This is a genomic window from Granulosicoccus antarcticus IMCC3135 (genome assembly GCF_002215215.1).
GTDB classification, from domain to species: domain Bacteria; phylum Pseudomonadota; class Gammaproteobacteria; order Granulosicoccales; family Granulosicoccaceae; genus Granulosicoccus; species Granulosicoccus antarcticus.
Map to the genome: position 1 here is coordinate 6,866,711 of NZ_CP018632.1, position 22,472 is coordinate 6,889,182.

The window sequence follows — 22,472 nt, forward strand, 5'->3', positions numbered from 1 at the left end:
TACGTATCTAATGTGACACCATGACCAAAGCGACGGATTACCCCCTGTTGGACCGCATTGACGCACCGTCAGACCTGCGCAAGCTCGATGTGAACCAGCTCCCTGCTCTATCTCACGAATTGAGAAATTTCGTGGTGGAGTCCGTGTCACGTACTGGCGGCCACCTGGGCTCCAGTCTGGGCACCATCGAGCTGACCATTGCCATCCACTATGTCTATAACACCCCGCGAGACAAGCTCGTCTGGGATGTGGGGCATCAGACCTATGGCCACAAGATTCTGACCGGTCGACGCCATCAGATGCCAAGCATGCGCAAGCAAGGTGGCCTGGCAGGTTTCCCCAATCGCGCTGAGAGCGAGTACGACACTTTCGGTGTCGGGCACTCCAGCACATCCATCAGTGCGGCTCTGGGCATGGCATTGGCGGCACGCCAGCGAACCAGAAACAGCAGTGCGAGCGACCAGCCACCAGCCACGAAAGCGGCGGGCCAGGCTCTGGCCGACCCTGCACAGGGCCCCGAGAAGGTCGTTGCCGTCATTGGTGATGGTGCGCTGACAGCCGGACTCGCCTACGAGGCACTTAATCATGCAGGCGGCATAAAGGCCGACATGCTGGTCATTCTCAATGACAACGACATGTCCATATCTCCCAATGTCGGTGCCATGAACAAGTATCTGGCTCGCATGCTGTCCGGCAAGTTCGTATCCGGCGCACGCGAAGGCAGTAAACGCGTATTGAGCCACGTACCGTCCATGCTCGAGCTGGCCAGACGCACCGAAGAGCACGTCAAGGGCATGGTCGTCCCCAGCTCCCTGTTTGAAGAACTGGGTTTCAACTATTTTGGCCCGGTTGATGGTCACGATGTGGAAAGCCTGGTAGCGGTCCTGCGCAATGTACGCGAGCTGAAAGGCCCGGTCTTTCTGCACGTGGTGACCCGCAAAGGACAAGGCTACAAATTTGCAGAGCAAGACCCTCTGGCTCTGCATGCCATTGGCCCGTTCGACACGGCCACCGGCAAGGTTCTCAAAAGCAGCAAGTCCAACCGCCCTACCTACACTCAGGTTTTCGGCCAATGGCTCTGCGATATGGCCGGCAAGGATGATCGACTGATCGGCATCACGCCTGCCATGCGCGAAGGTTCCGGGATGGTGGCATTCGAGCAGCAGTTTCCTGATCGCTATTTTGATGTCGGCATCGCCGAGCAACACGCCGTCACACTGGCTGCAGGGCTTGCCTGCGGTGGCATGCGACCGGTCGTGGCCATCTACTCCACGTTCTTTCAGCGCTCCTACGACCAGCTCATCCACGACGTAGTCATACAGAATCTACCCGTCGTTTTTGCCATAGATCGCGCAGGTCTGGTCGGCCCCGATGGTCCGACCCATTCGGGCAGCTTCGATTTCTCATTCATGCGCTGCCTACCCAACATTGTCGTCATGGCCCCGGCTGATGAGAACGAATGTCGACAGATGCTCTACACCGCCATGCAGATAGACGGTCCCAGTTCAGTACGCTATCCACGTGGCAATGGCCCCGGTGTCGATGTGGACGAGCTCATGACAGCCTTGCCTGTCGGCAAGGCCCAGCTGCGTCGCGAAGGCAAGCGGGTTGCCCTGCTCGCCTTTGGCACACTGGTTGAGCCGGCCCAGCAACTCGCTGAAGAACTGGATTTCACGATGGTGAACATGCGCTTTGTCAAACCGCTGGATACCGAACTGCTGGAATCCATCGCGCAATCTCACGACCTGATCATCACCCTGGAAGAAAATTCGATTGCTGGCGGTGCCGGTGCCGGAGTTCTGGAGTATTTGAGCCAGGTTGGCGCTACCACCGCCATCAAACTGATCGGCTTACCGGATGAATTCGTGGAGCATGGCTCACGCGAAGAACTGCTCGAGTATTGCCGACTGGATTTAGCGGGTCTGCGTGAGCAGATCAATGTTCTGGTTGCTGCCCAAGCCGCGTGATTCTGAAAATCTGGTCGAGCCCTGCAAGGCTGACCAGATTTTTGCTTCCGCAGTAAATCGGATCCATTCCCGGACAGGCCCTTGCAAGGCGTTTACGGCATCAGGGCCGCACTCTGGCTAAAAGAGAGGCGCCACACAGCCCCGCAGGCACACCACAGACACAGAAAAAGGGCAAGAGGCCCCGTGCTTGCCTCAGGCGGGCTCCAAAGCCTCAGCTGCGACACTGCAGACGACATCGAACCACTGACTGCAACAGTGCTGAGCCAGCACGGATATACGCTCATGACGATCTTCGACATGGGCTTGCATGGTGGCCAGTGCCAAAGCATCAGAGTTATTCTGTTCTGACAGATGCCCCAGCAGGATGAACTGCAATTCCGGATGATCCAGCTCCTGCAACAGTTCGCCGGCCTGATCGTTTCCCAGGTGCCCGTAGTCGGAGCGTATCCGTGCCTGCAAGCTGGGTGGATAGGGCCCTTTGCGCAACATCTCGTTGTCGTAGTTGCATTCCACGACAAGACCATGAATACCGGCCAGCTTCTCACGCACGTGCGGCGTGCAGGCCCCCAGGTCCGTCACATTGGCGAACCGTACATCATTGACTGAGAAGACGAATTGACAAGGCTCTGCGGCATCGTGCGGCGTCGGAAACGGATCGACTTCCATATCGCCGATGATGAATGGCTCATGCGCATGAAACAGCCGTACCGAGGAGAAACGATTGTCACGTGCACGGTGGTAAGTACCATGCGTACACCAGACAGGCAGACCAAACTTGCGGGACATCGGCCCCACACCTTTCATGTGGTCACCGTGTTCATGCGAAATCAGGATAGCGTCAAGATCTGACGGTGCCAGCCCCAGATGGTGGAGCCTGGCGATGGTTTCCTTCATCGTGAAACCGCAGTCGATCAGCAGTGTCGTTTTATCTGATCGCACCAATAACGAATTACCGGAACTGCCACTACCCAGTGCCGCAACCTGAATCATCGTCAGGCAATTTTCGCCAGTAAAGCGTTCAATATCGTCTCTTCTGTCGTTTCTGGCAGACGCCGTCCGTCCATGTCGCTCAAGGCCGCTCGCACTTCGCTGATGTGCTGTGGTGTCAGTTCGATAACCATCGGTGTTTCACCGTCCATGAATTCGATACGACCAACGCCATCATCACTACTCGTAACGGCATAGTCGAGCTGATTCAAGGCTGCCAGCACGGCGGTGAAAGTCGGCTTGAAGCCGCGCTGGACAACCAGCTGCCGGCCTGCACCTGTCTCTTGCACCAATGCCTCATCGGTCACAAGACTTGCCTGTCCCGCATCGATAATGCCACGCGCCTTCTGCTCTTCTACTCCCAGAAATACCAACAGACTGTTCAGCACAGCACTGGTCTCTTCCGGGTCATGAGAGCTGGCAGGCCAGGCAATCTTGTCACTTGCCGGGGCGTTGGCAACTTTCTCAGAGGCTGCCTGCGAGCGTGCAAAAAGGCGCGAACCGGTACCGTTTCGTTCGATGCGAAAGCTTAGTCGACTGTATTCCTCATCAGCACCAATCAGGTTTTTCAGCAAATTGGCCTTGGCCACCGCGCTAGCGGGACGCCATTGCGTCACAAGCAGACCGGTGGCCGGCTCGGTTTTGTAGATCAGATACTTTTCCTTTTTGGCAAATGCCAACAGCTCGGGCCAGATATCTTCCGGTGAGCGTTCAAAAGTCAGCCAGCTCTGTTGCCCGGCACGCTCAAAGCGTACGGTTGAGAACTCCGGCAACAGAGTATTGCGGGTCACCGGGCCACCCGATGTACCAGGCAGGACAAATTGCTCTGCATTACTGATGTCGGTCAGATCAGGGGGAACCTGCAACTCACGAGCGGCTTCCGCCCGGGTGTCGTACACCACATCGGGACTGGCATCGGAACGAAAACTGGCACAACCAGACAGGATCGTGGCACTAAGCGCCAGCAAGGCAAGTGAATTGCAGGTATTCAAGATAGGGCTCCGGCTTTCTTCAGGGCAACAGTGACCGCTTCGTGATACTGACTTGCCAATGGCGTTAACGGTAGGCGAATGCCGCTACCAATGCGCCCCATGGCATACAAGGCCCATTTAACCGGAATGGGATTTGACTCGCCAAACAGATCTCGATGCAGATCGCAGATTTTTTCTTCGATGGCCGTCGCGGTCACCCGGTCACCAGCAATGGCTGCCTTGCACATCAAATGCATTTCACGCGGCACGACATTGGCCGTTACCGAGATATCGCCATGCGCACCTGCCAGCATGCTTTCCATGGCAGTGGCGTCATCGCCGGTCACAATCATGAAATCATCGGCACAGACTTCCAGCAGCTCGCGGATGCGATCGACCGTACCGAAGGCCTCTTTGATGCCAACGATATTGGCAAGCTGTGACAAGCGTGCCGTCGTCGCAGGTAACATATCCACAGCCGTTCTGCCCGGCACGTTGTACAGGATCTGGGGAATATTCACAGCCTTGGCTATCGCCTCGAAGTGCAGATACAGCCCTTCCTGTGTGGGTTTGTTGTAATACGGGGTGACCAGCAGACAGGCATCTGCACCCGCATCTCGAGCGAAAGCCGTCAATTCAATGGCTTCAGCTGTGGCGTTTGCCCCTGTACCCGCAATAACCGGCACCCGTTTAGCGACCAGCTCAATGATCCGTTTGATCACCTGAGCATGCTCTGGTACCGTCAATGTAGCTGACTCTCCTGTAGTACCTACCGCCACAATGGCGTCAGTACCAGATTCGACATGAAACTCGATCAGATCGGCCAAAGCCGTATCATCAACCGAACCATCGTCGAGCATGGGGGTGACGAGTGCCACCATACTGCCCTGAAACATGCATCACTCCTGAGTTATTCCGCAATGGTACTGTTGCCACGCGGCTTTCTCAACCGCTATCCGAACGATTACACCGTTACTGAAATCACATGAGCATTCCAGATCTCGACAAACCAGCCCCGAGTTTCGATTTACCAGCCACCGGCGGGCAGAACATTTCTCTACCCAGCCTGAAAGGTAGCAAAGTGGTGCTGTATTTCTACCCCCGCGATGCCACTCCCGGTTGCACGACCGAAAGCCAGAATTTTCGTGACTCCATCGATGCATTCACCGCCGCCGGTGTTGTCATCCTCGGATTGTCACAAGATACAGTCGCCAGCCACGAGAAGTTCAAGACCAAGCAGGAAATGCCCTTCGAATTGCTGTCTGACGAAGATGGCAGTGTCTGTCGCGCCTATGATGTCATCAAGCTGAAAAAAATGTATGGCAAGGAGTTCGAAGGTATCGAGCGCAGCACTTTCCTGATCGATGAGGCTGGGGTTTTGCGTCAACAATGGCGCAAGGTCAAGGTTCCGGGGCACGTCGACGAAGTGCTGGAAGCCGTTCAAGCCCTTTAGAACCTCTACGATCGATAGCTGATTGTTTCACAAGTCTTCCAGGCTCGTGAAATGGGTAGCTAACTGTTTCACAAGGCCTTGGCACTATCTGGCGGCAGACTCTGCTCTTGAGTTAAGAGTCTGCCGTTTCCCGCACACTCAGGCGCGGTTATCGGTGTCTATTATTATATGGCCCGCTTCCGGGTCATGCAGCAATCGTTGCTCTCGCGCCTTGGGCCAGGCATTCATGACTGCCTGCACCAGCGTGGCCAGCGGGATAGCGAAGAAGACGCCCCACAATCCGAACAGCCCGCCAAAGAAGAGAACGCCTGTGATGATGGCCAGCGGATGCAGATTGACGACTTCGGAAAACAGCAATGGGACCAACACATTACCGTCGAGAATCTGAACCACCTGATAGGCAATCAGCATGTAGCCAAGCTTGGGCGTCAAGCCCCACTGGAAAAATCCGATCAATGCGATAGGTACAGTGACCGCGATGGCACCTACGTAAGGAATGATGACGGACAAACCCACCAGAAAACTGAGCAACAAGGAATAGTTGAGGCCCATGATCGCAAACAGAATGTAGCTGGCCACCCAGATGATGACAATTTCGACAAACTTGCCGCGAATATAGTTGCCTATTTTTTCGTCCACCTCGCGCCATACCTGAAACGTCAGCTCACTGCGATGAGGAACAAATTTGGAGGCAAAAGCCAGCAGCTTGTCTTTGTCCTTGAGAGCGAAGAAGACCATGATGGGCACCAGCACCACATACACAGCGATCATGACCAGGTTACCCAGACGTGCCAGTGAGAATGACAGTACGTTCTGTGTAAATGAGGTTAGTTCGCGGCGCAGAACTTCAATCAGGTCATTGACCTGAACGGTGGTAAAGATATCCGGATATTTCTCCGGCAGCCGTAGCAACTGTTCCTGGATGTTGCCAATCATGCCCGGTAACTCTCGAACGATACTGGTCAGCTGCTGCGACAAAACCGGTACCAGACCGAACAGCACAACAATGGATAGCGCCAGAATCAGACACAAGACAATCGCCGAGGCCAGTGTCCGTGGCACGTGAAGTCGCCGCATGGCCGCAACCACGCTTTCAAGCAGATAGGCCAGTACCAGAGCAATCAGTACAGGCGCCATGATATCGCCCACCGCCCACAGTAGCCCTGAAACGACTACCAGGAGAAACGCAAGAATGACCGCTTGGGGATCCGAGAAATTTCGGGAGTACCAGTCCCGGACTATGTCGTACATTGCCAGAACGACTCCATCATTAACCCTATTGAATAACAGAAAGCCAGAGCTCAGCACTCTGGAATATGGATAGTATGACACTAGCGAGTGTCCCCTGTGTCACAGGATGCTCGCTTCATCATTGATTGCAAACGACTTGCAACAAACCTTATCAGGCCTGTCAGCAGCATTCCGACTTGACCATGAGCGTGGCATCAGACTGGAGGGCTACTGGCTTGTTCAAAATAGTTGCGAGCAAACTGAAACAGCTCATCCATCAAATGAGTTCTGAACTGCTGCTTCTGCCGCACGAAATAGAATGAGCGCATAAGTGGCGGATTCAAGGGCAGAGCCACCAATTGTCCCAACGATAATTCCTTCTGCAAGGCTGAGCGCGACACGATACTGATACCGACACCGGCTTGCACCGCCCCCTTGATAGCCTCTGTACTGCCCAGTTCGAACGGACGGTTCAGATCATTTACGCTGACACCGTGCTCACTGAAATAACGTTCGATGACACTACGGGTTCCCGAACCACCCTCACGGTATATGAACGGGTAATCGGTCAGTTCAAGCACGGTGATGCAAGATTTCTGAGCCAGTTCATGTTCTGGCGGCACAATGACCTGCAATTCGTCTCGCTGGCATTGCTCAACCCGAAGCAACTGGTTATCCACCTCACTTTCCACGACCCCCAGTTCGATGGAATTGTCGGCCACCATACTGACCACAGCATCCGTATTGGCAACTCGCAACCTGATTTGCACCTCTGGAAACCATTGGCGGAACCCCCCAAGCAAACCTGGCAACATGTATTCGGCAATAGTGGTGCTGGCCCCCAGCGTGACCAACCCGGTACGATCCCCTGTCAGCGCCTTGACAGATTCCTGCATCTCATCATAGAGAGCCAGAATACGATCGGCGTACTCCATGACCTGTTGGCCAGCGGTGGTCAGACTGATGCGATTGTTGCTGCGATCGAACAGGCGCGCGTTGAGCTCCTCCTCCAGCTGACGAATCTGATGGGTCACAGCTGGCTGTGTCATATGCAGCAGTTCTGCAGCACGTGTAAAGCTGAGCACACCGCCTACGGTATGGAACACCTGCAATCGACGGTCAGACATGACAGGCGTGCACGCGGTAGCAAATCTCATTCATAGACATATGGTACCTCTCTCCCGCGCACAGAGGACGACATACAGGCGGCATGGCTCGTTATACTGAGCATCGGACCATCGAGATAAAAGGCATGCGCGCCAGTCAGTTCCATATAAGTACCGCTAAAGAAACACCCAATGATGCGGAAATTGCCAGCCATCAGCTGATGCTGAGAGCCGGTCTCATTCGTCGCCTGGGCTCCGGCCTGTATTCCTGGCTGCCGCTGGGATTGCGAGTTGTACGCAAAATTGAAGCCGTTGTACGTGAAGAGATGAACAAGGCTGGTGCTCTGGAGGTGTTGATGCCCTCTATCCAGCCCTCAGAGCTGTGGCAGGAGTCGGGACGCTGGGAAAAATTCGGACCTGAATTGTTGCGCCTGCACGATCGGCATAACCGTGAATACTGTGTAGGACCGACCCATGAAGAGGTCATTACCGATATCGCACGGCGTGAAATCAAGAGCTATCGCCAGCTACCTCTCAATTTCTACCAGATTCAGACCAAATTCCGGGACGAGGTCCGACCCCGTTTCGGCGTCATGCGTGCACGCGAATTCATCATGAAGGATGGCTATTCCTTCAACCTGGGTGCCGAATCCCTGCAACAGAGCTTCGATCAGATGCACGTCGCTTACTGCAACGTCTTCGACCGCATGGGATTGACATACCGGGCAGTGGAAGCTGACAGCGGTAGTATCGGTGGTGCGCAGTCGCGTGAATTTCACGTTCTGGCAGACAGCGGTGAAGACGCCGTGGTCTATTCGACAGAGGGCGAATACGCAGCCAACATGGAAAAGGCGGTGGCTGTCAGCCAGGGCACTCGCGGCGAAGCCTCGCAAGCCATGGAAACCATTGACACACCTGGCGTTCATACCATCACCGAACTGGCCACTCAGCTCGATATTGACGAGTCCAAGTGCCTGAAAACACTATTGGTACAAGGCGTTGAAACACCGGTAATCGCCTTGGTACTGCGCGGTGATCACCAACTCAATGAAGTCAAGGCAGAACACTTGCCTGAAGTGGCCTCCCCATTGACCATGGCCGACGCCGCTGCCATCAAGGCTGCAGCCAATTGCGATGCAGGATCCATCGGTCCCGTCGGCCTGTCTATCCCGGTCATCGCCGATGCCGATGCTGCCAAGATGAGTGATTTTGTCTGCGGAGCCAATCAGAATGACAAGCACCTGAGCGGTGTCAACTGGGATCGCGACCTGCCAGAACCAATCGTGCGTGACTTGCGTAACGTTGTGGAAGGCGACGCCAGTCCTGTCGGTGGCGGCACACTGAAAATAGTGCGCGGCATAGAGGTCGGTCATATCTTCCAGCTGGGCGACACCTACAGTCAGTCCATGGGCGCATCGGTTCTCGATGAGAACGGCAAGCCTCAGGTTATGCTGATGGGTTGCTACGGCATTGGTATCACGCGGATAGCGGCAGCTGCAATTGAGCAGAACAACGATGACAAGGGCATGATCTGGCCTATGGCCATTGCACCTTTCGAGGCGGTGATCTGCCCCATCAACATGGTGAAATCCGAGGCCGTAAAAGAGGCAGCCGAGGCGCTCTACAACGAGCTCAAAGAGGCCGGCGTCGACGTCTTGTTTGATGATCGCCCTTTGCGACCTGGTGCCATGTTTGCCGATATGGAACTCATCGGTATTCCGCATCGCTTTGTGGTCAGCGACAAGTTGCTGGCCAACAATGAAATCGAATACCGCGACCGTACCGCTGCAGAATCCGTGATTATTCCACGTGCTGACGTTTTATCGAAAATAGTCTGACACCGTTCTCTTTTTTCAGAACGGAAAACCGGCCGCCTCGCTCACCTGAGTGACTGAGGCGGCCCGGGCTGTTGCAAGACAGGTGCGGCGGTATCGACAAACCGGCATTCTTTCGCGCCATGTGGAGCGAAGAGACCATCTATTCGGGCAATGAAGCTTATATGGCCGCCTCAGAGCAGCTCGGTTCCAACCTGAAAGGCGGCTTTGCTGATTCCATCCACGATACCGACCCCTTCCAACTCAGCACCGAAGAGCTGCTGGCCTGGTCATCTGTTCACGGGCTCGCCAATTTGTTCATCGATGGCCCCATTGCACGAGGGCAGTCCCGACAACACAAGTTGGCACTTGCCACACGCATGATTATCGCCATGAAACCTGTATTCACCACTGCCAGCTAGCGCCGTTGCGGCAATGGCATTTTGGTGATGACGGTTCTCACCCCATCAGCTCGCTTGCCGGCCAGACCCCAGGACTGCCTCCATTTGCCTGCAATCATTACATCGCTATTGATTTACCAGTCACGATTAATAGTATGAGCGCAACTCAACTTGATGGAGAACTCATGCAAGCTTCAAAACTGACCGCCGGCAGTGTATTTCCCGAACTTATCGTCTCTGATATGAACGGGGGTGAAATCAACCTGGCCAAGCCGACCGCGCCCAATGACTGGAAGCTGGTCATCGTGTACCGAGGCAAACATTGCCCTCTTTGCACAAAATATCTGACTCAGTTAAATGATTTCAGCGGCAAGCTGGCTGAACTGAACGTCGATCTGGTAGCCGTGTCCGGAGATCCGCTGGAAAAGGTAGAAGAACAGATGTCGACCATTGAGCCAACTTACACCGTTGGTTATGGGCTGAGTATCGAACAGATGCAAACACTGGGACTCTACATCTCTGACCCTCGTTCACCTGAGGAAACTGATCGGCCTTTCGCAGAGCCAGGCGTGTTTCTCATCAACGATAAAGGCACTTTGCAGTTAGTCGATATTTCCAATGCTCCCTTCTCTCGCCCGGATCTTGAATCGCTGGTGGGTGGAATTGGCTTTATCCGCTCAAACGACTACCCGATCAGAGGCACCCATCAGTAAACAGTGCTAAGGGCTTGTGAATTAATTAACTAGCTTTTTGAGACAAGTCTGCTACGCTTATATTAATGAAAAGTGAAAAGCAGATCCGAGAGCAGTATTTTCAGATTCTACCCTCGCTCGACGAACGTGGACGACGCGAGTGGGCTGCCTCTGAGGCGATGGCGATTGGTTACGGAGGTATTGCTCTGGTTCATCGGGCCAGTGAGCTTTCTCTGATGACCATTCGCCGCGGTATTGACGAGTTGCGCGAGCGCGACGGTGAGGAGATAGAATCGCCGCGTCGGGTTCGCCGTCCCGGTGCAGGGCGGCCGTTGAAAGTGGCCGAGGACCCGACATTGCTCAGCGCCCTTGAGTCGTTAGTCGAACCCGAGGCACGGGGTGATCCGCAGTCGCCGCTGCGATGGACTCTGAAGAGTCTGCGTATACTCGCCGCCGAATTGGGCGAGCTTGGCCACACGGTGAGCTATCGTACGGTGGGTCATCTGCTCAAGAAGAAGTTGGGTTATTCGTTGCAAGGCAATGCGAAGAAGCTTGAGGGTGCCCAGCATGTTGATCGTGATGCACAGTTTCGACATATCGCCAGTCAGAGCAAGCGACGGATCAAGGCCGGAGAGCCCGTGCTGTCGGTGGACACGAAGAAAAAAGAGCTTGTAGGGCTCTATAAGAACGGCGGCAAGGAGTACCGTCCGAAAGGTGAACCACTGCCGGTGAAGACTCACGACTTCAAAGGCGAGTTGGGTCGGGTGAGCCCCTATGGAGTCTACGACATTGGTGACAACGAGGCTTGGGTGAGCGTGGGGATCAGTGCTGACACCGCCGAATTCGCTGTGCACAGTCTGCGCCGCTGGTGGCAAGAACTGGGTCAGGAACGCTACGACTCGACGAGCGAGATTTTCGTCACAGCCGATTGCGGGGGCAGCAACGGCTACCGAGCCAGACTCTGGAAACTGGAGCTGCAGGAACTCAGTGACGAGCTGGGCATTGCAATCAGCGTCAGTCACTATCCTCCAGGGACAAGCAAGTGGAATCGGATTGAGCACCGCCTATTCAGTTTCATTACGCTCAACTGGCGCGGCAAGCCCTTGGCGGATTACCGCACGGTTGTCGAGCTGATCGGAGCGACAAAAACTCAAGAAGGACTTCAGGTGCACTGCGAACTTGATCAGAACACCTACGAGAAAGGCAAAAAGGTCACTGACAATGAGATGGAATCGATAAACTTGCACCCCCATCGATTTCATGGTGAATGGAATTACACGATTAAACCAAGAGAATAGTGACACGACGTAGAAATATAATTTATTTATTCACACCCCCTAACGCAGTAGGACAATATGCAGGGGCGGTTGAAATGGATAGTTAATTATTTCACCCGCCCCTGGCTCGCTCCTGCCACTTATCCATGAGCTGGTAGCCCCAATAAGTTGCCTGCACTGCCGCACGCCCCACCACGCCCCCTGTGTATTCCAACCCGAAGGGGCTGAATTGACGATAGCGATCAGATTGCCCGGTGATCGCCTCCGCAATGACATGCCCACCAATGGCAGTGGTATTCATGCCATGCCCGCCAAATGCGGTGCAATACCACTGCCCATTGGGAAGTTGGCCAATTTGCGGCATGCGGTGACGCGCATAGCTCATGCTGCCCGACCAGGCCGTGTCAACTTTCAGCTGCGCCAGCTGCGGGTAGGTTGCAACCATTGAGCGATGCAACAATACAGACAAGGCACGAGGCTCAGAGACACGCGTTGTGATGCGCCCGCCCCAAAGCAGTCGCCGGCCTTCATCAACCACTCGATAATAATCACTGGCACGTCGATCATCCAGTATGGCCGAGCGTGTGCTGATGACACTGGCGATCAGCTCCGGATTGTTCTCGGTGAGCATCACATAGGTGGCAATCGGCAGATAGCTTCGATGCAATGCAGGCTGCAATTTACCGGTGTATCCACCGGTCGTCAGCAGAACATCACGCGCTGCAACCGTGCCGCGTGAAGTCACAACCTTCCAGCTGCCCTGCGAGCCGTTGATGGTTTCTACTGCCGTTTTTTCATGGATGCGACCACCCAGCTTTCGAATAGCGGCGGCCAATCCCCTGGCGTAGGCCAATGGGTTGAAGTGGAAGGCGTTCTGATCATGCAAGGCATCGTGATAACAAGCACTTTTCAGATGCTCACTCAACTCATCACCGGCAAGGTGATCTACATGATAGTCAAAGTGCTTTGCCAACCAGTCACGGCGTGACTTGAGTTCGCCGGCGGCAGGGTATCGACAGATTCCCAGAATACCCGGGACAGGCTGAGCATCTTCAATCTGCAATTGCCTGATATTGTCAGCAACGATCTGCATACCTTCGATGGACAGGCCATGCAACGCCTGTGCAGCAGTTTGCCCGACACGTGCTTCGACTGCCGCATAACCCTGAGCAAAACCAGGAGTTACGAACCCGCCATTTCGACCCGATGCCCCCCAGGCGATTTGCTCTGCCTCCAGCACAACCACTTGCAGACCACTACGTGCCAGTTGCAGAGCACTGGTCAATCCGGCAAGACCGGCACCCACAATGCAGATGTCGGCCTCGCAGGATTCCGACATGACATCCACTGTCGGTTCGGCCAGGCAACGCTTGTACCAGGTATCAATCATGTCAGTTGAGCTGCTTGAGAAGTCACGATGGCAATCATCGCATTTTCCCAGCTCATCAACACCATTGGCCTGCGTCAACAGACCTGGTGCGGACTCCATCAGGCTATCTTGAAAAACTCGTGATATAGCCTTTGCTGCGACATCAACACACCGCCCCGAACTCAGGCCTGTGTATCTCCTTCATCAGCGGACGGTACCAACTTCTCGGGCAAATCTGGCGTGCGGCGCTTGTCTGCTTCCATCAAGGCCGTCAACAAGCCATTGATACGGCTGTAATGACGTGGCCCCATGGCTTTCAGCCAATCCATGACCTCTACATTCAGCCTGATCTTTGCATCGACTTTCGGCACATAGCCTGAGCCACGCTTGGGCCGACCAATTACCGAGGTCGATACGACATTGTCGGCCCGTTGGAACAACTCATCAAGATCCAGAAGAATCTTGTCATTACTTGATACTGGGTCCGTGCTTGAATCTGGCATCCGGAAACTTCCACCGTGAACTTTTCATTATTCGGAGTGCGAACAAATCACCTTGCCGATGAGTTTCCTATCTGGCAAAACGTTGTCTGCTCGTTAACGGAGACAAGTCTATCCAGATGAAACAATACGGACGTTCCGAAGGTCACAGTTATGAAAACCCGTGGCGAGTAATCACTGAAAGTTTGAAGTAATCGTGAAAAATGGAGCCCTGTTCAAGCCTTAGGAGCGGGCAACTCGATAACCGGATAGCCATTCGGGTTTGACAGCTCACATCCAACCGCACTGATTCCATCGCCATCACGATTGAATGACAGCGTGCCCCCCTTGGCAAGTCCGGTCGCGCAATAGTCAGGCAGTCGCAGCGCGTACAAGCAACCACCTACGACCGGCTTACGCAAGACAACACTGGCGGGCGCATCAGCCGAAATTCCTGCCAGATAGGTCGTTACCGAGCCGTTTTCCAATTCGGCAGTCAAGCTGACCATATTCTGCTCCTGATGCCTGAACTGGACAGCGCCATCACCGCGTGACAACAATTCCAGTGAATCCCCAAAGTCCTGTGTCAGTGTGACGTAGGCAGACACATCCTGCGGTTCGCTCAACACGCCAGCTGCCAGCTCTTCCTCTGTCAAGCCCCGAGTGATGTTTACATCAAAGCTCTCACCGACTGCACTACAACGTGCACTGTCGCCAATGCTCAAGGCCACTCGGTCAATATCCGTCAGTTCATCGGGCACGCTGACCGACGGCACTGAGGGGTCTCCTACTTGCCCGACCACGCCCGTGTCTGGTGTCTCGTTCTGGCCGAGTTCATCGTCGTCCTCGGTTTCTGTACCGGTTCCCATCTCGGCATCGACCGTGGGGGTAGATGTTGAATTGCTACTTCCACCACAAGCTGCCAACAGGCAGCTGGCCAGCAAAACGGCGAACAGCTTTGCACCGGAACGAGGCTGCTCTGGCAAAGCAGCCATACCGGATCCGAACAAGCCTTGCTCCGGTTCTTGCAGCTTTGCACAAACCGGGCTGAACAAACGGTGACTTGCCTGAGCGGGGTCGCGGGCAATCTCAAAGGAGCGTTGTGGTGATGTCATGAGAGCTGCAGGGTACGTTAACCAGTTAGGCATGCATGGTTACCAGAAAAAGCGCTCAGGTCAACTATTGGCGTCTCCATCAGGCACCACTATCGTCGTTTTTTTAGTTTGCAGGCGGGCGACCCGGTCGCGTGCAGCACCAAGAAATCGACGCACACCGGGACATAAATAGCCCAGACCAATAGTCTGAATCTCATCTCTGGCATAGACTGATTTGTAGGAATAGTGCCCCTTGAGCATATCCAGCCCCTGCATGCCTTGCTCGATACCGCGCTGAATGGCGTAGGTAAAGAGTACATGTCCCGGGCTCAGACGTTCATGCTCCGGCGAATAGCCGCTTTGCATGAACATGAGCTGGCCACGCCAGGCAAAAATATACTGGACTCCTATGATCGAGCCATCCAGCTTCAGAGTCGTCAGCCATAATGCATCCATGGCAAAAAAGTGCCGAATCACAGCACGGTGAAATTGCTCGTAGGCCGTACTTCTGAAACCACCGACTCCACCTTTACTGTCCCAGCGCAACCGATGCAGAGAGACCAGGGCATCACTGGCCTGCGCCAGCTCTTCGTTCGTCGAGCAAATAGACAGTTCTGAGACCCCGGCCGCATCCAGCCTGTTCTGCCGGTGATTGATCTGCTTGCGATGTTTGCGACTGAGCTGCGCACGGTAGTCTTCAAAGCTTGCCGGCAATGCGGCTTTCTGAATGAACTGAATGCGAGGCTCCAGCACCGTACCCGGTCCAGAATCAATCAGTTTTTGAACTCGCCTCACCAACGATGATGCCTGCAACATGTCGGTCAGATGCAATTTATGCCAACCACCAATCTGAGGCAGGTAATTCAGCAAGGCTTGCTCTACCTCATTTCGCAGCTGAGGCAGAGTAATGATATTGAGGTAATCCGGCGATGTATCGCCACCGGTGCCAATGAAACTCAGCACCCGTACAGGTATGACTTTGCACATGACGGTGGCATGAATATACAGAGGTGCTATACCCACAACGCGATTGCCCTGCCGGGCAATCAGTATCGTCAGACGGTCCCTTCTGGTGCCGTAGTGCTGCCACCACAAGCTGTTCCACACCCAGGTGTTGAACGGTGTGCACTGCGTATCCTGACGCTCAAGTTCCTGCCAGATAGCCTGCAGTTGATCAAATGCCTCCGCCGAATCCAGGCACTTTACCAGTACCGGCTCCTGCGACTTCGCATCGGGCTTTCTACACGAGCTCGCCGGCCTGGTCTTCTCGTGAATCATGCGGAAAACTCGTGCTCAGGCAACTGTCTCAATTTGCGTTTGCCTGTTCTTCTTGCGACTGTGCGGATTTGCGGCCAAATGAGGCCAGACGAGGCTCTGACAATTGGCGCAAACCCAGTGGTCCATCAGGGTCGATCTGCAGGTCCGTAATATAACCGGCAGAACGCTCTTTTCTCTTGAACGGCCTGATCTTGTTGATGACACGATAGGACATGCGCTTTGCTGCAGCCACCAATCCCTGCTCGCTCATGCTGCGATTCTGAATACCCAGATTACGCAGGATGAAACGATTGGCTAGCTGAACATACTGCCTTTGATAAACCGCGGGCGTGTAGTAGCTGGTGGCCAAAGAGACGTTCATGTCCACATTGACAATCCGGTGCGGGCCGTTGTGCGGCCACGAGGCAGCATCCCCAGGCTGCAGGCGAGCCTTTACAGCGCGTTTGTCGAATTCGGTTCTGTACGGCAGGTTTTCACCAATTTCGCCCGCATAGATATCTTCCAGATAGTTCTGCGGAACCAGCTCGGGGTCCATGGCTGGGTACAACCAGACATCCTTCTCACCACGCAAATGCCACAGCATGTTGGGTTCGGCGTCCAGATGGTAGTAAACCTGGGCTCCCGGCGAGCTGATCAGCAGCGCACTGTGTGTTGCTTTGGGATTCTGCAGATGTGGGCAATGCTCGCCCAGATGGGCATACATGGAATCGATCAGCTCACGGTATTCCTGCCGGTTTGATTCAATATTGACCAGGTTGAGCCAGATGCGACCAGACTCGGCAGCGCGCCACAAGTCGGCTCCACAGGTGCCTTCGGCGATATCCACTTGCCGCCAATCACTGTTTTTTTTCGGGTCGGTGCCCATCGTATAGGCTTGCAGATGCTTACGTGGATAGGCATCCAGCAGCGCGATCAGAACATCTGTGTCGAACAAGGGCAGTTCGTGATAACGGTGCTTGCTGACCTGAGGTATTTTACCGAAACTCTGGTATTCCTCATCGCTCCAGGCAATCGGATGTAAAACCTGTGACTGTGACATGGTGTAATTCTCAAATAACCCTGGTGAGCTGCGCGGGCATTGTAATTGCCAAGATCAGAATCAGGGAGAACCCGGCGATTGATGATCATGACACAGTCATTACAACAAGGAGATCCTTGCCAGCTTATCGCGTTAGCTCGACAGATTCAGGTCCGTCTATAAAGTCTATCCGACTTTTGAGGCCCACATCTCGCTAGATGTACAGAACACTTAGCCATATTGCCTGTGTGAACCCACTCTGGCGGATCCACCGAAGCCTCAATCCTTGAATTCTCCTCTCCCTGAAGTAAGAGGATTCTTTACCTCTTCATTCATTCGTAGGTTCCTCCTGCGAGACTCTGAATTCCCAGAGCGGCAATGTTGCGAGCCGCATTTACATCGCGGTCGTGCGAGCTTCCACACTCAGCACAGCTCCATTCCCCCTGCGCGGGCCGCTTATTCCGAGCTCTTTCAGTCCTTTCGGACCGCTGAGTGCACCGCACTCAGAACAGGTTCGGGTGGCCTCTGTTTATCAACTAAGGGGCCTCGTTTACTTCCTGATAGAGGACCCCTGCGCTAGCGCATTTATATTCCAGAGTCTTCTTGAGGCTATACCAGCCAGCATCCAGCGCTGACTTGGCCATGTTTGTTTTTACCATCGCTTTGGATGAGACATTTCCCACAAATATCGCACCACTTTTCTCTACCAGACCGGTTGTAAATTGATGGGTATCCTCTTTGCGCCGGTTCTTGATTCTGGCATGTATTTTCTTGACCTGTCTTTTCTTGCCCGCGCGCTGGGCCGTTGCCAATGCTTTCTCGTCGTCACGATACCAACGCCCACGCAATTTTTCAGCATTACTCGCCGTTGCCGCCTCTTTGCACCCCAGGTCAATACCGATAACGCTTTTGCCCGCGGACAGCTTTGTTTCAGTTTCTACGGCGACATTGAAATACCACCGGCCCCGACTGTCTTCACTGAATGATCCCGAGCGAAGGGTAAAGCCTGCCAATCCGTAGCTATCCCAGACACCGTAAGCGGTGCCATTGAAATGCACCTGGCCGTTACGCCAGCGGGCGTGACCGGTATTGAACGGCACCCAACCCAATGAGCGGCGTACACCACCGCTCTTGCGCCAGGCAAGTTTGCGTTTTCTGAACTGAATTCTAGCCTGAACGTATGAGGCGCTTGTTTTCTGCACCGTATGACTATGCAATCCCAGCGCTTTGCTTGCGCCAGTGGTGTAACGATGGAGATCGAATGCCGAAAGAAAGACACCGCGTTCGCGAATGCTACGCTCTGACAACTCGTTGATGTAATTCCAGACGTAATTTACGGCTCGTGCCTGACGAGCAAGCTCGGCGGCGTGCTTGTCTTTGACACGCAGCCTTAATGTGCGCAAATGTGTAGGGTTGGAAACTGACTGGTTCATAACGTTATCTTAGCCGCTTCTTACACTACAAAGAGCCTCTGGCTATTAAAATACTGTCTTTTCATACAGTACAAAATATTTTCAGCTCTAACGTTCGCTCTGACCCCGCCCTGAGCGCAGGCCCGGCTGAACGACGGGGTTTGCTGCTCATCTGATCAAGGGTGACGGTGTCACTTTCAGCACTTCCGCAAAACTGGTCTTGCCCTGCCCGACCTTGGCCAGACCACTGATACGCATCGGGCGCATACCGTCCTTGTAGGCCTGCTTGCGCAGATCTTCAAGATGCACATCCGCTGTAATCAGATTCTTCACACCCGGTGTCATCTGCAGCAGCTCGTAGATACCGGCGCGACCGAGAAAACCGGTATTGCGACACTCCAGACAGCCTGTGGGTGTGTGCATGGATTCGGGAACCTGTGCTTTCCAGGGCGCCATCAGGGAGGTCCATTGTTCTTCGTCCATGGGCACTTTGGTTGCACAGACCGGGCAATAGGTCCGAATCAGACGTTGCGCGACCACACCGATCAGCGTGGATCGGATGAGATAATAGGGAATACCCAGCTCCAGTAAACGGGTGACGGCCGATGCAGCATCATTGGTGTGCAAGGTGGAGAGCACCAGATGCCCGGTCAGTGCCGCTTGTACTGCCATCTGAGCGGTTTCCAGGTCACGTATCTCACCCACCATGATGATATCCGGATCCTGTCTGAGTAGCGTGCGCACACCGGCAGCAAAATCCAGTTCGATATTATGCTGCACCTGCATCTGGTTGAAGGCGGGTACGACCAGCTCGATAGGGTCCTCGATCGTGCAGACATTGACCTCGGGAGTCGCCAGCATTTGCAGACTGCTGTACAACGTGGTGGTTTTGCCTGACCCGGTAGGACCCGTGACCAGCAGAATGCCGTTCGGCTGCTTGATCATGGTGTTCCATATGTCAGCTTCACGACGGTCGAAACCAAGCTGACTCTGGTCCTTGACCAGCACCTCCGGATCGAAGATTCGCATGACCATCTTCTCGCCAAACGCGGTCGGCATGGTGGATATGCGCAGCTCCACCTCTTTGCCCTCGCTGTTACGAGTTTTCAGACGACCATCCTGCGGTCGGCGCTTTTCAGCAACATCCAGTCTTCCCAGTATCTTGAGCCGGCTGGTAACGGCCGACATGACCGCCGCCGGCATGTCATACACCTGCTGCATGACCCCATCGATACGGAACCGGACCGCTCCGGTTTCGCGTCGTGGCTCCAGATGAATATCACTGGCGCGCTGCTCGTAGGCATATTGCAGCAACCAGTCAACGATGCTGATGACGTGGCTATCATTAGCCTCCAGCTTGCCTGTTCGCCCCAGATCCATGAGCTGTTCCAGGTTCTGCACCGCACTGGACTGATAGCCTTGATCCTTCTTCGCCCCCAGCACCGACCTGGATACCGAGTAGAGCTCGTGCAGATACCGGCGAATATCAACCGGGTTGCAGATAACCAGCCGAATTTCCTTGCGCAGGACTCGTTGCAGCTCGCTCTGCCATTCATTATAGAAGGGCTCGGCGGTGCCAAACACCACATACTCGGGAGTGACATCCACGCAAATGATATTGAAGCGACTGGCGTAGGCATGCGACATCACTGCGGTAACAGCGGGAACATCCGTCTGCAGAGGATCGATACGCAGCCATTCCAGACCGACCTTTTTCGCCAGCCAGCGTGTCAGAAAATCCAGATCGATTTTCTGCGTCGGATCATGTGCATTGGTCCAGCCGCCAGCGGCAATGCGCTCCAACGGGCTTGCACCGCCACTCTGGGAATTTTTCTCCGGCTTGGCAATCGAACGCAACAGCGAACTGTTGGACTCTTCAATCAGACCGTCGATCAATAGACCATCCAGTACCGCTTCAAGCTCAAGCTTGCCGGTGACCGGGTCCGCAAAACGTTTGGCATCTTCAGTTAGCACTAGCGCTGCAAGGTTGACTGTTAACAACTCGCTATCGGCGCTTTGTGGCGGATGGTAAAGGAAACCCTTCCAAGGTATCGCCTGGATCACGAAGCAGGCCTTGGATGTGACACACTGAACACACCCATAGAATCAGGATAGTGAGTGCCCACGCGCATGACGTTCGACAATCAGACCCGAATATTGATCGTTTACGATTCCAACGGCGGCAACACCTACCGGATGGCCCAGCAGATTGCACGTGGAGTGGAATCTGTCAAAAACTGCCACGCCATACTCAGAGCGACCCCCAAGGTTGGCGATCGTAGCGCCACCGCGCTTCCCGAGGTACCAGAAAGCGGTGCACCTTTCGCTGAAACTGCTGATCTGCGCGAATGCGAAGGGCTGATCATCGGTAGTCCAACGCATTTCGGCAATATGTCGGCCTCACTGAAGTATTTTCTGGACCAGACGACAGAACAGTGGTTTGCAGGCACCTTGGCTGGCAAGCCCGCCGCCGCCTTTACCTCCACCGGCAGTATGCATGGCGGACAGGAATCGACACTGCTGAGCATGATGGTGCCGCTGTTGCATCACGGCATGCTCATCTGCGGGCTCCCCTACTCCAATCCGGAGCTGATGCAGACTCTACGCGGTGGCACGCCCTATGGTGCCAGCCATGTCGCAGGCGAAGACGGCAAGGCGCCACTAGCCCCTACTGAAACTGCCCTGTGCAAAGCCCTTGGTGCACGCGTGGCGTCTATCGCCCTGGCATTAACCAACAGCCCGGAGGCGGCCCGCTCATGAGCAAGACGAAAAAAGCACGCAAGCCACGCTATGAATCGCCCCACCATGCGCATATTGGCAGGCTGATGACACTGGTCGGCTACTTCGGCTTGCTGCTGTTGATCATCAACTGGTTCAGCTGGATTGCGCCACCTGAGCAAGTGCCGCGCTCACTGACCATTGCTGGCCTTGCCATACCGTTGTTATTCCCCTTACGCGGCATCATCCATGCGCGTCGCTACACCCACCAATGGGTGGGCTTTCTGAGCATGCTGTACTTCATTATCGGGGTCGATGTCTGGTTCAACCAACAAGCCATCGAGCAACTGCTGGGCATGAGCATGGTGTTGTTCAGCTTGCTGTTGATGGTCGGTAGCAGCATGTACTCACGCTACACCCCGACACCGCCGGAACTCAGAAAGCCTGTCGAAGATAAATAATCAGCGGACTCTGCCTGCCAGAGCCGCTCGTTCGGCTTCGCCAAAGACGCTCTTGATGAAAGGTACCGTGATTCGTCTCTGCTCACTCAGGGAGACATCATCGAGTGTATTGACGACATATTTCAACGTCGCCATGCGACGTGGGAAACGGCGCAATACATAGCTCAGTACCTCGTCGCTGACTTCCAGCGAGCGCGCTTCAAATTCTTTGCGAAATGCCAGCCGCAGCCCGTCCTCTTCCATGAACTGAGTATGGCTTACCAGCCCCCAGCCCAGACGGGTCTGCAGGTCGGCCAGTTTCAACCCCAGTTGATCGGGGGCACGATCGGCAGCGATGACAAGCCGTGTCTCGGCTTCACGACAACGGTTGATGCAATGGAAAACATCGACTTCCGAGGCGTGGTCCAGACGTTGCAGATCATCGAAGCACAGAAGCTCGACCTGCTCCATACCGTCCAGAGCACCTGGCTGGTTGACCATTTCGCCCGGAATATAGGCAACCCGATAGCCCTTTTGTGAAAGGGCCTGACAGGCGGCACTGAGCAGATGGGTTTTGCCGGTGCCCGACTCCCCCCAAAGAAAGATCTGCTGTTCATTGAGTTTGCCGTCGACAAAGGCACGCATGCTGTCGCGCACCAGTGCCGTCGCCGAGTCCACATGGAAGCTGTCGAACGATACCGCTGGCGCTGCGTCCAGTGCCAGAGTCAATTGAGGATGAGAATGCATGAGTTAGGATGCTACGTCT

General features: G+C 54.6%; 22 protein-coding genes. 8 read left to right on the forward strand and 14 right to left on the reverse strand.

Annotated elements, in window-relative coordinates:
• Positions 1–20 precede the first annotated feature (20 nt).
• Positions 21–1,967: a 1-deoxy-D-xylulose-5-phosphate synthase gene (dxs, locus tag IMCC3135_RS29745; RefSeq protein WP_088920889.1), complete on the forward strand. Its 1,947-nt coding sequence runs from the start codon at positions 21–23 to the stop codon at positions 1,965–1,967.
• Positions 1,968–2,159: 192 nt separating this feature from the next.
• Here dxs and IMCC3135_RS29750 read toward each other — a convergent pair whose 3' ends face one another.
• From IMCC3135_RS29750 to dapA, 3 genes are read right to left on the reverse strand one after another with little or no spacing between them, the layout of a single operon-like run.
• A complete protein-coding gene (locus tag IMCC3135_RS29750) occupies positions 2,160–2,957 on the reverse strand; it encodes an MBL fold metallo-hydrolase (RefSeq protein ID WP_088920890.1) in 798 nt (265 codons plus the stop codon).
• A gap of 2 nt (positions 2,958–2,959) precedes the next feature.
• Positions 2,960–3,946 (reverse strand): outer membrane protein assembly factor BamC, encoded by a 987-nt coding sequence (gene bamC / locus IMCC3135_RS29755; protein WP_157736363.1) that lies wholly within the window; start codon positions 3,944–3,946, stop codon positions 2,960–2,962.
• Complete coding sequence (gene dapA, locus IMCC3135_RS29760) at positions 3,943–4,821, reverse strand: 4-hydroxy-tetrahydrodipicolinate synthase (RefSeq protein ID WP_088920892.1); 879 nt, start codon at positions 4,819–4,821, stop codon at positions 3,943–3,945. Before dapA ends, bamC begins: the two co-directional genes overlap by 4 nt.
• Positions 4,822–4,910: 89 nt before the next feature.
• On the opposite strand from dapA, the gene IMCC3135_RS29765 reads away from it, so the two are divergent.
• Positions 4,911–5,378 (forward strand): peroxiredoxin, encoded by a 468-nt coding sequence (locus IMCC3135_RS29765; RefSeq protein WP_088920893.1) that lies wholly within the window; start codon positions 4,911–4,913, stop codon positions 5,376–5,378.
• A gap of 138 nt (positions 5,379–5,516) precedes the next feature.
• Here the strand turns inward: IMCC3135_RS29765 and IMCC3135_RS29770 are convergent, their stop codons facing one another.
• Both IMCC3135_RS29770 and IMCC3135_RS29775 read right to left on the reverse strand, forming a co-directional pair.
• Positions 5,517–6,629: an AI-2E family transporter gene (locus IMCC3135_RS29770; protein WP_088920894.1), complete on the reverse strand. Its 1,113-nt coding sequence runs from the start codon at positions 6,627–6,629 to the stop codon at positions 5,517–5,519.
• A 194-nt stretch (positions 6,630–6,823) separates the two neighbouring features.
• Positions 6,824–7,735 carry a selenium metabolism-associated LysR family transcriptional regulator gene (locus IMCC3135_RS29775; protein WP_088920895.1) on the reverse strand — a complete coding sequence of 304 codons (912 nt, stop codon included), beginning with the start codon at positions 7,733–7,735 and terminating at the stop codon, positions 6,824–6,826.
• Positions 7,736–7,860: 125 nt separating this feature from the next.
• Between IMCC3135_RS29775 and IMCC3135_RS29780 the strand changes: the two genes are divergently transcribed.
• The 4 genes from IMCC3135_RS29780 to IMCC3135_RS29795 all read left to right on the forward strand — a co-directional run bounded on the left by IMCC3135_RS29780 (position 7,861) and on the right by IMCC3135_RS29795 (position 11,919).
• Positions 7,861–9,552, forward strand: coding sequence for a proline--tRNA ligase (locus IMCC3135_RS29780; protein ID WP_088920896.1), 1,692 nt, complete (start codon positions 7,861–7,863; stop codon positions 9,550–9,552).
• 71 nt (positions 9,553–9,623) lie between these two features.
• On the forward strand, positions 9,624–9,950 hold the full coding sequence (locus IMCC3135_RS29785) for a WHG domain-containing protein (RefSeq protein WP_088920897.1): 327 nt from the start codon (positions 9,624–9,626) through the stop codon (positions 9,948–9,950).
• Positions 9,951–10,114: 164 nt separating this feature from the next.
• Positions 10,115–10,642, forward strand: a complete 528-nt coding sequence (locus tag IMCC3135_RS29790; protein WP_088922160.1) for a redoxin domain-containing protein — start codon at positions 10,115–10,117, stop codon at positions 10,640–10,642.
• A 65-nt stretch (positions 10,643–10,707) separates the two neighbouring features.
• Positions 10,708–11,919: an ISAzo13 family transposase gene (locus IMCC3135_RS29795; protein WP_088920898.1), complete on the forward strand. Its 1,212-nt coding sequence runs from the start codon at positions 10,708–10,710 to the stop codon at positions 11,917–11,919.
• A 91-nt stretch (positions 11,920–12,010) separates the two neighbouring features.
• Here the strand turns inward: IMCC3135_RS29795 and IMCC3135_RS29800 are convergent, their stop codons facing one another.
• The 8 genes from IMCC3135_RS29800 to tfpB form a co-directional block, all read right to left on the reverse strand.
• Entirely contained in the window at positions 12,011–13,387 is a 1,377-nt protein-coding gene (locus tag IMCC3135_RS29800; RefSeq protein ID WP_205737779.1) for an NAD(P)/FAD-dependent oxidoreductase, read from the reverse strand.
• Positions 13,388–13,449: 62 nt separating this feature from the next.
• Positions 13,450–13,770, reverse strand: a complete 321-nt coding sequence (locus IMCC3135_RS29805; protein ID WP_088920899.1) for a BrnA antitoxin family protein — start codon at positions 13,768–13,770, stop codon at positions 13,450–13,452.
• A 212-nt stretch (positions 13,771–13,982) separates the two neighbouring features.
• On the reverse strand, positions 13,983–14,861 hold the full coding sequence (locus IMCC3135_RS29810) for a hypothetical protein (RefSeq protein WP_088920900.1): 879 nt from the start codon (positions 14,859–14,861) through the stop codon (positions 13,983–13,985).
• A 60-nt stretch (positions 14,862–14,921) separates the two neighbouring features.
• Positions 14,922–16,118 (reverse strand): GNAT family N-acetyltransferase, encoded by a 1,197-nt coding sequence (locus IMCC3135_RS29815; RefSeq protein WP_088920901.1) that lies wholly within the window; start codon positions 16,116–16,118, stop codon positions 14,922–14,924.
• Positions 16,119–16,146: 28 nt separating this feature from the next.
• Entirely contained in the window at positions 16,147–17,157 is a 1,011-nt protein-coding gene (locus IMCC3135_RS29820; RefSeq protein ID WP_088920902.1) for a cupin domain-containing protein, read from the reverse strand.
• A 311-nt stretch (positions 17,158–17,468) separates the two neighbouring features.
• Positions 17,469–17,639: a transposase gene (locus IMCC3135_RS35675; RefSeq protein WP_236994691.1), complete on the reverse strand. Its 171-nt coding sequence runs from the start codon at positions 17,637–17,639 to the stop codon at positions 17,469–17,471.
• 33 nt (positions 17,640–17,672) lie between these two features.
• Entirely contained in the window at positions 17,673–18,569 is an 897-nt protein-coding gene (locus IMCC3135_RS29825; RefSeq protein ID WP_236994692.1) for an RNA-guided endonuclease InsQ/TnpB family protein, read from the reverse strand.
• 147 nt (positions 18,570–18,716) lie between these two features.
• Positions 18,717–20,522 carry a type IV pilus assembly ATPase TfpB gene (gene tfpB, locus IMCC3135_RS29830; RefSeq protein ID WP_088920903.1) on the reverse strand — a complete coding sequence of 602 codons (1,806 nt, stop codon included), beginning with the start codon at positions 20,520–20,522 and terminating at the stop codon, positions 18,717–18,719.
• A 156-nt stretch (positions 20,523–20,678) separates the two neighbouring features.
• Between tfpB and wrbA the strand changes: the two genes are divergently transcribed.
• Both wrbA and IMCC3135_RS29840 read left to right on the forward strand, forming a co-directional pair.
• Complete coding sequence (gene wrbA, locus IMCC3135_RS29835) at positions 20,679–21,308, forward strand: NAD(P)H:quinone oxidoreductase (protein ID WP_088920904.1); 630 nt, start codon at positions 20,679–20,681, stop codon at positions 21,306–21,308.
• Positions 21,305–21,727 (forward strand): DUF2069 domain-containing protein, encoded by a 423-nt coding sequence (locus tag IMCC3135_RS29840; protein ID WP_088920905.1) that lies wholly within the window; start codon positions 21,305–21,307, stop codon positions 21,725–21,727. The genes wrbA and IMCC3135_RS29840 overlap by 4 nt, the downstream gene beginning before the upstream one ends.
• Here IMCC3135_RS29840 and hda read toward each other — a convergent pair whose 3' ends face one another.
• Complete coding sequence (gene hda, locus IMCC3135_RS29845) at positions 21,728–22,453, reverse strand: DnaA regulatory inactivator Hda (protein ID WP_088920906.1); 726 nt, start codon at positions 22,451–22,453, stop codon at positions 21,728–21,730. It lies immediately after the preceding gene.
• Positions 22,454–22,472: the final 19 nt, after the last annotated feature.

Excerpts from the sequence above, each read along its gene's own strand:
- dxs (WP_088920889.1), top strand. The coding sequence starts at position 21 with ATGACCAAAGCGACGGATTACCCCCTGTTGGACCGCATTGACGCACCG.
- IMCC3135_RS29750 (WP_088920890.1), bottom strand. The coding sequence starts at position 2,957 with ATGATTCAGGTTGCGGCACTGGGTAGTGGCAGTTCCGGTAATTCGTTA.
- dapA (WP_088920892.1), bottom strand. The coding sequence starts at position 4,821 with ATGTTTCAGGGCAGTATGGTGGCACTCGTCACCCCCATGCTCGACGAT.
- IMCC3135_RS29765 (WP_088920893.1), top strand. The coding sequence starts at position 4,911 with ATGAGCATTCCAGATCTCGACAAACCAGCCCCGAGTTTCGATTTACCA.
- IMCC3135_RS29770 (WP_088920894.1), bottom strand. The coding sequence starts at position 6,629 with ATGTACGACATAGTCCGGGACTGGTACTCCCGAAATTTCTCGGATCCC.
- IMCC3135_RS29775 (WP_088920895.1), bottom strand. The coding sequence starts at position 7,735 with ATGTCTGACCGTCGATTGCAGGTGTTCCATACCGTAGGCGGTGTGCTC.
- IMCC3135_RS29780 (WP_088920896.1), top strand. The coding sequence starts at position 7,861 with ATGCGCGCCAGTCAGTTCCATATAAGTACCGCTAAAGAAACACCCAAT.
- IMCC3135_RS29790 (WP_088922160.1), top strand. The coding sequence starts at position 10,115 with ATGCAAGCTTCAAAACTGACCGCCGGCAGTGTATTTCCCGAACTTATC.
- IMCC3135_RS29795 (WP_088920898.1), top strand. The coding sequence starts at position 10,708 with ATGAAAAGTGAAAAGCAGATCCGAGAGCAGTATTTTCAGATTCTACCC.
- IMCC3135_RS29800 (WP_205737779.1), bottom strand. The coding sequence starts at position 13,387 with ATGGAGTCCGCACCAGGTCTGTTGACGCAGGCCAATGGTGTTGATGAG.
- IMCC3135_RS29805 (WP_088920899.1), bottom strand. The coding sequence starts at position 13,770 with ATGCCAGATTCAAGCACGGACCCAGTATCAAGTAATGACAAGATTCTT.
- IMCC3135_RS29810 (WP_088920900.1), bottom strand. The coding sequence starts at position 14,861 with ATGACATCACCACAACGCTCCTTTGAGATTGCCCGCGACCCCGCTCAG.
- IMCC3135_RS29815 (WP_088920901.1), bottom strand. The coding sequence starts at position 16,118 with ATGATTCACGAGAAGACCAGGCCGGCGAGCTCGTGTAGAAAGCCCGAT.
- IMCC3135_RS29820 (WP_088920902.1), bottom strand. The coding sequence starts at position 17,157 with ATGTCACAGTCACAGGTTTTACATCCGATTGCCTGGAGCGATGAGGAA.
- IMCC3135_RS29825 (WP_236994692.1), bottom strand. The coding sequence starts at position 18,569 with ATGAACCAGTCAGTTTCCAACCCTACACATTTGCGCACATTAAGGCTG.
- wrbA (WP_088920904.1), top strand. The coding sequence starts at position 20,679 with ATGACGTTCGACAATCAGACCCGAATATTGATCGTTTACGATTCCAAC.
- IMCC3135_RS29840 (WP_088920905.1), top strand. The coding sequence starts at position 21,305 with ATGAGCAAGACGAAAAAAGCACGCAAGCCACGCTATGAATCGCCCCAC.
- hda (WP_088920906.1), bottom strand. The coding sequence starts at position 22,453 with ATGCATTCTCATCCTCAATTGACTCTGGCACTGGACGCAGCGCCAGCG.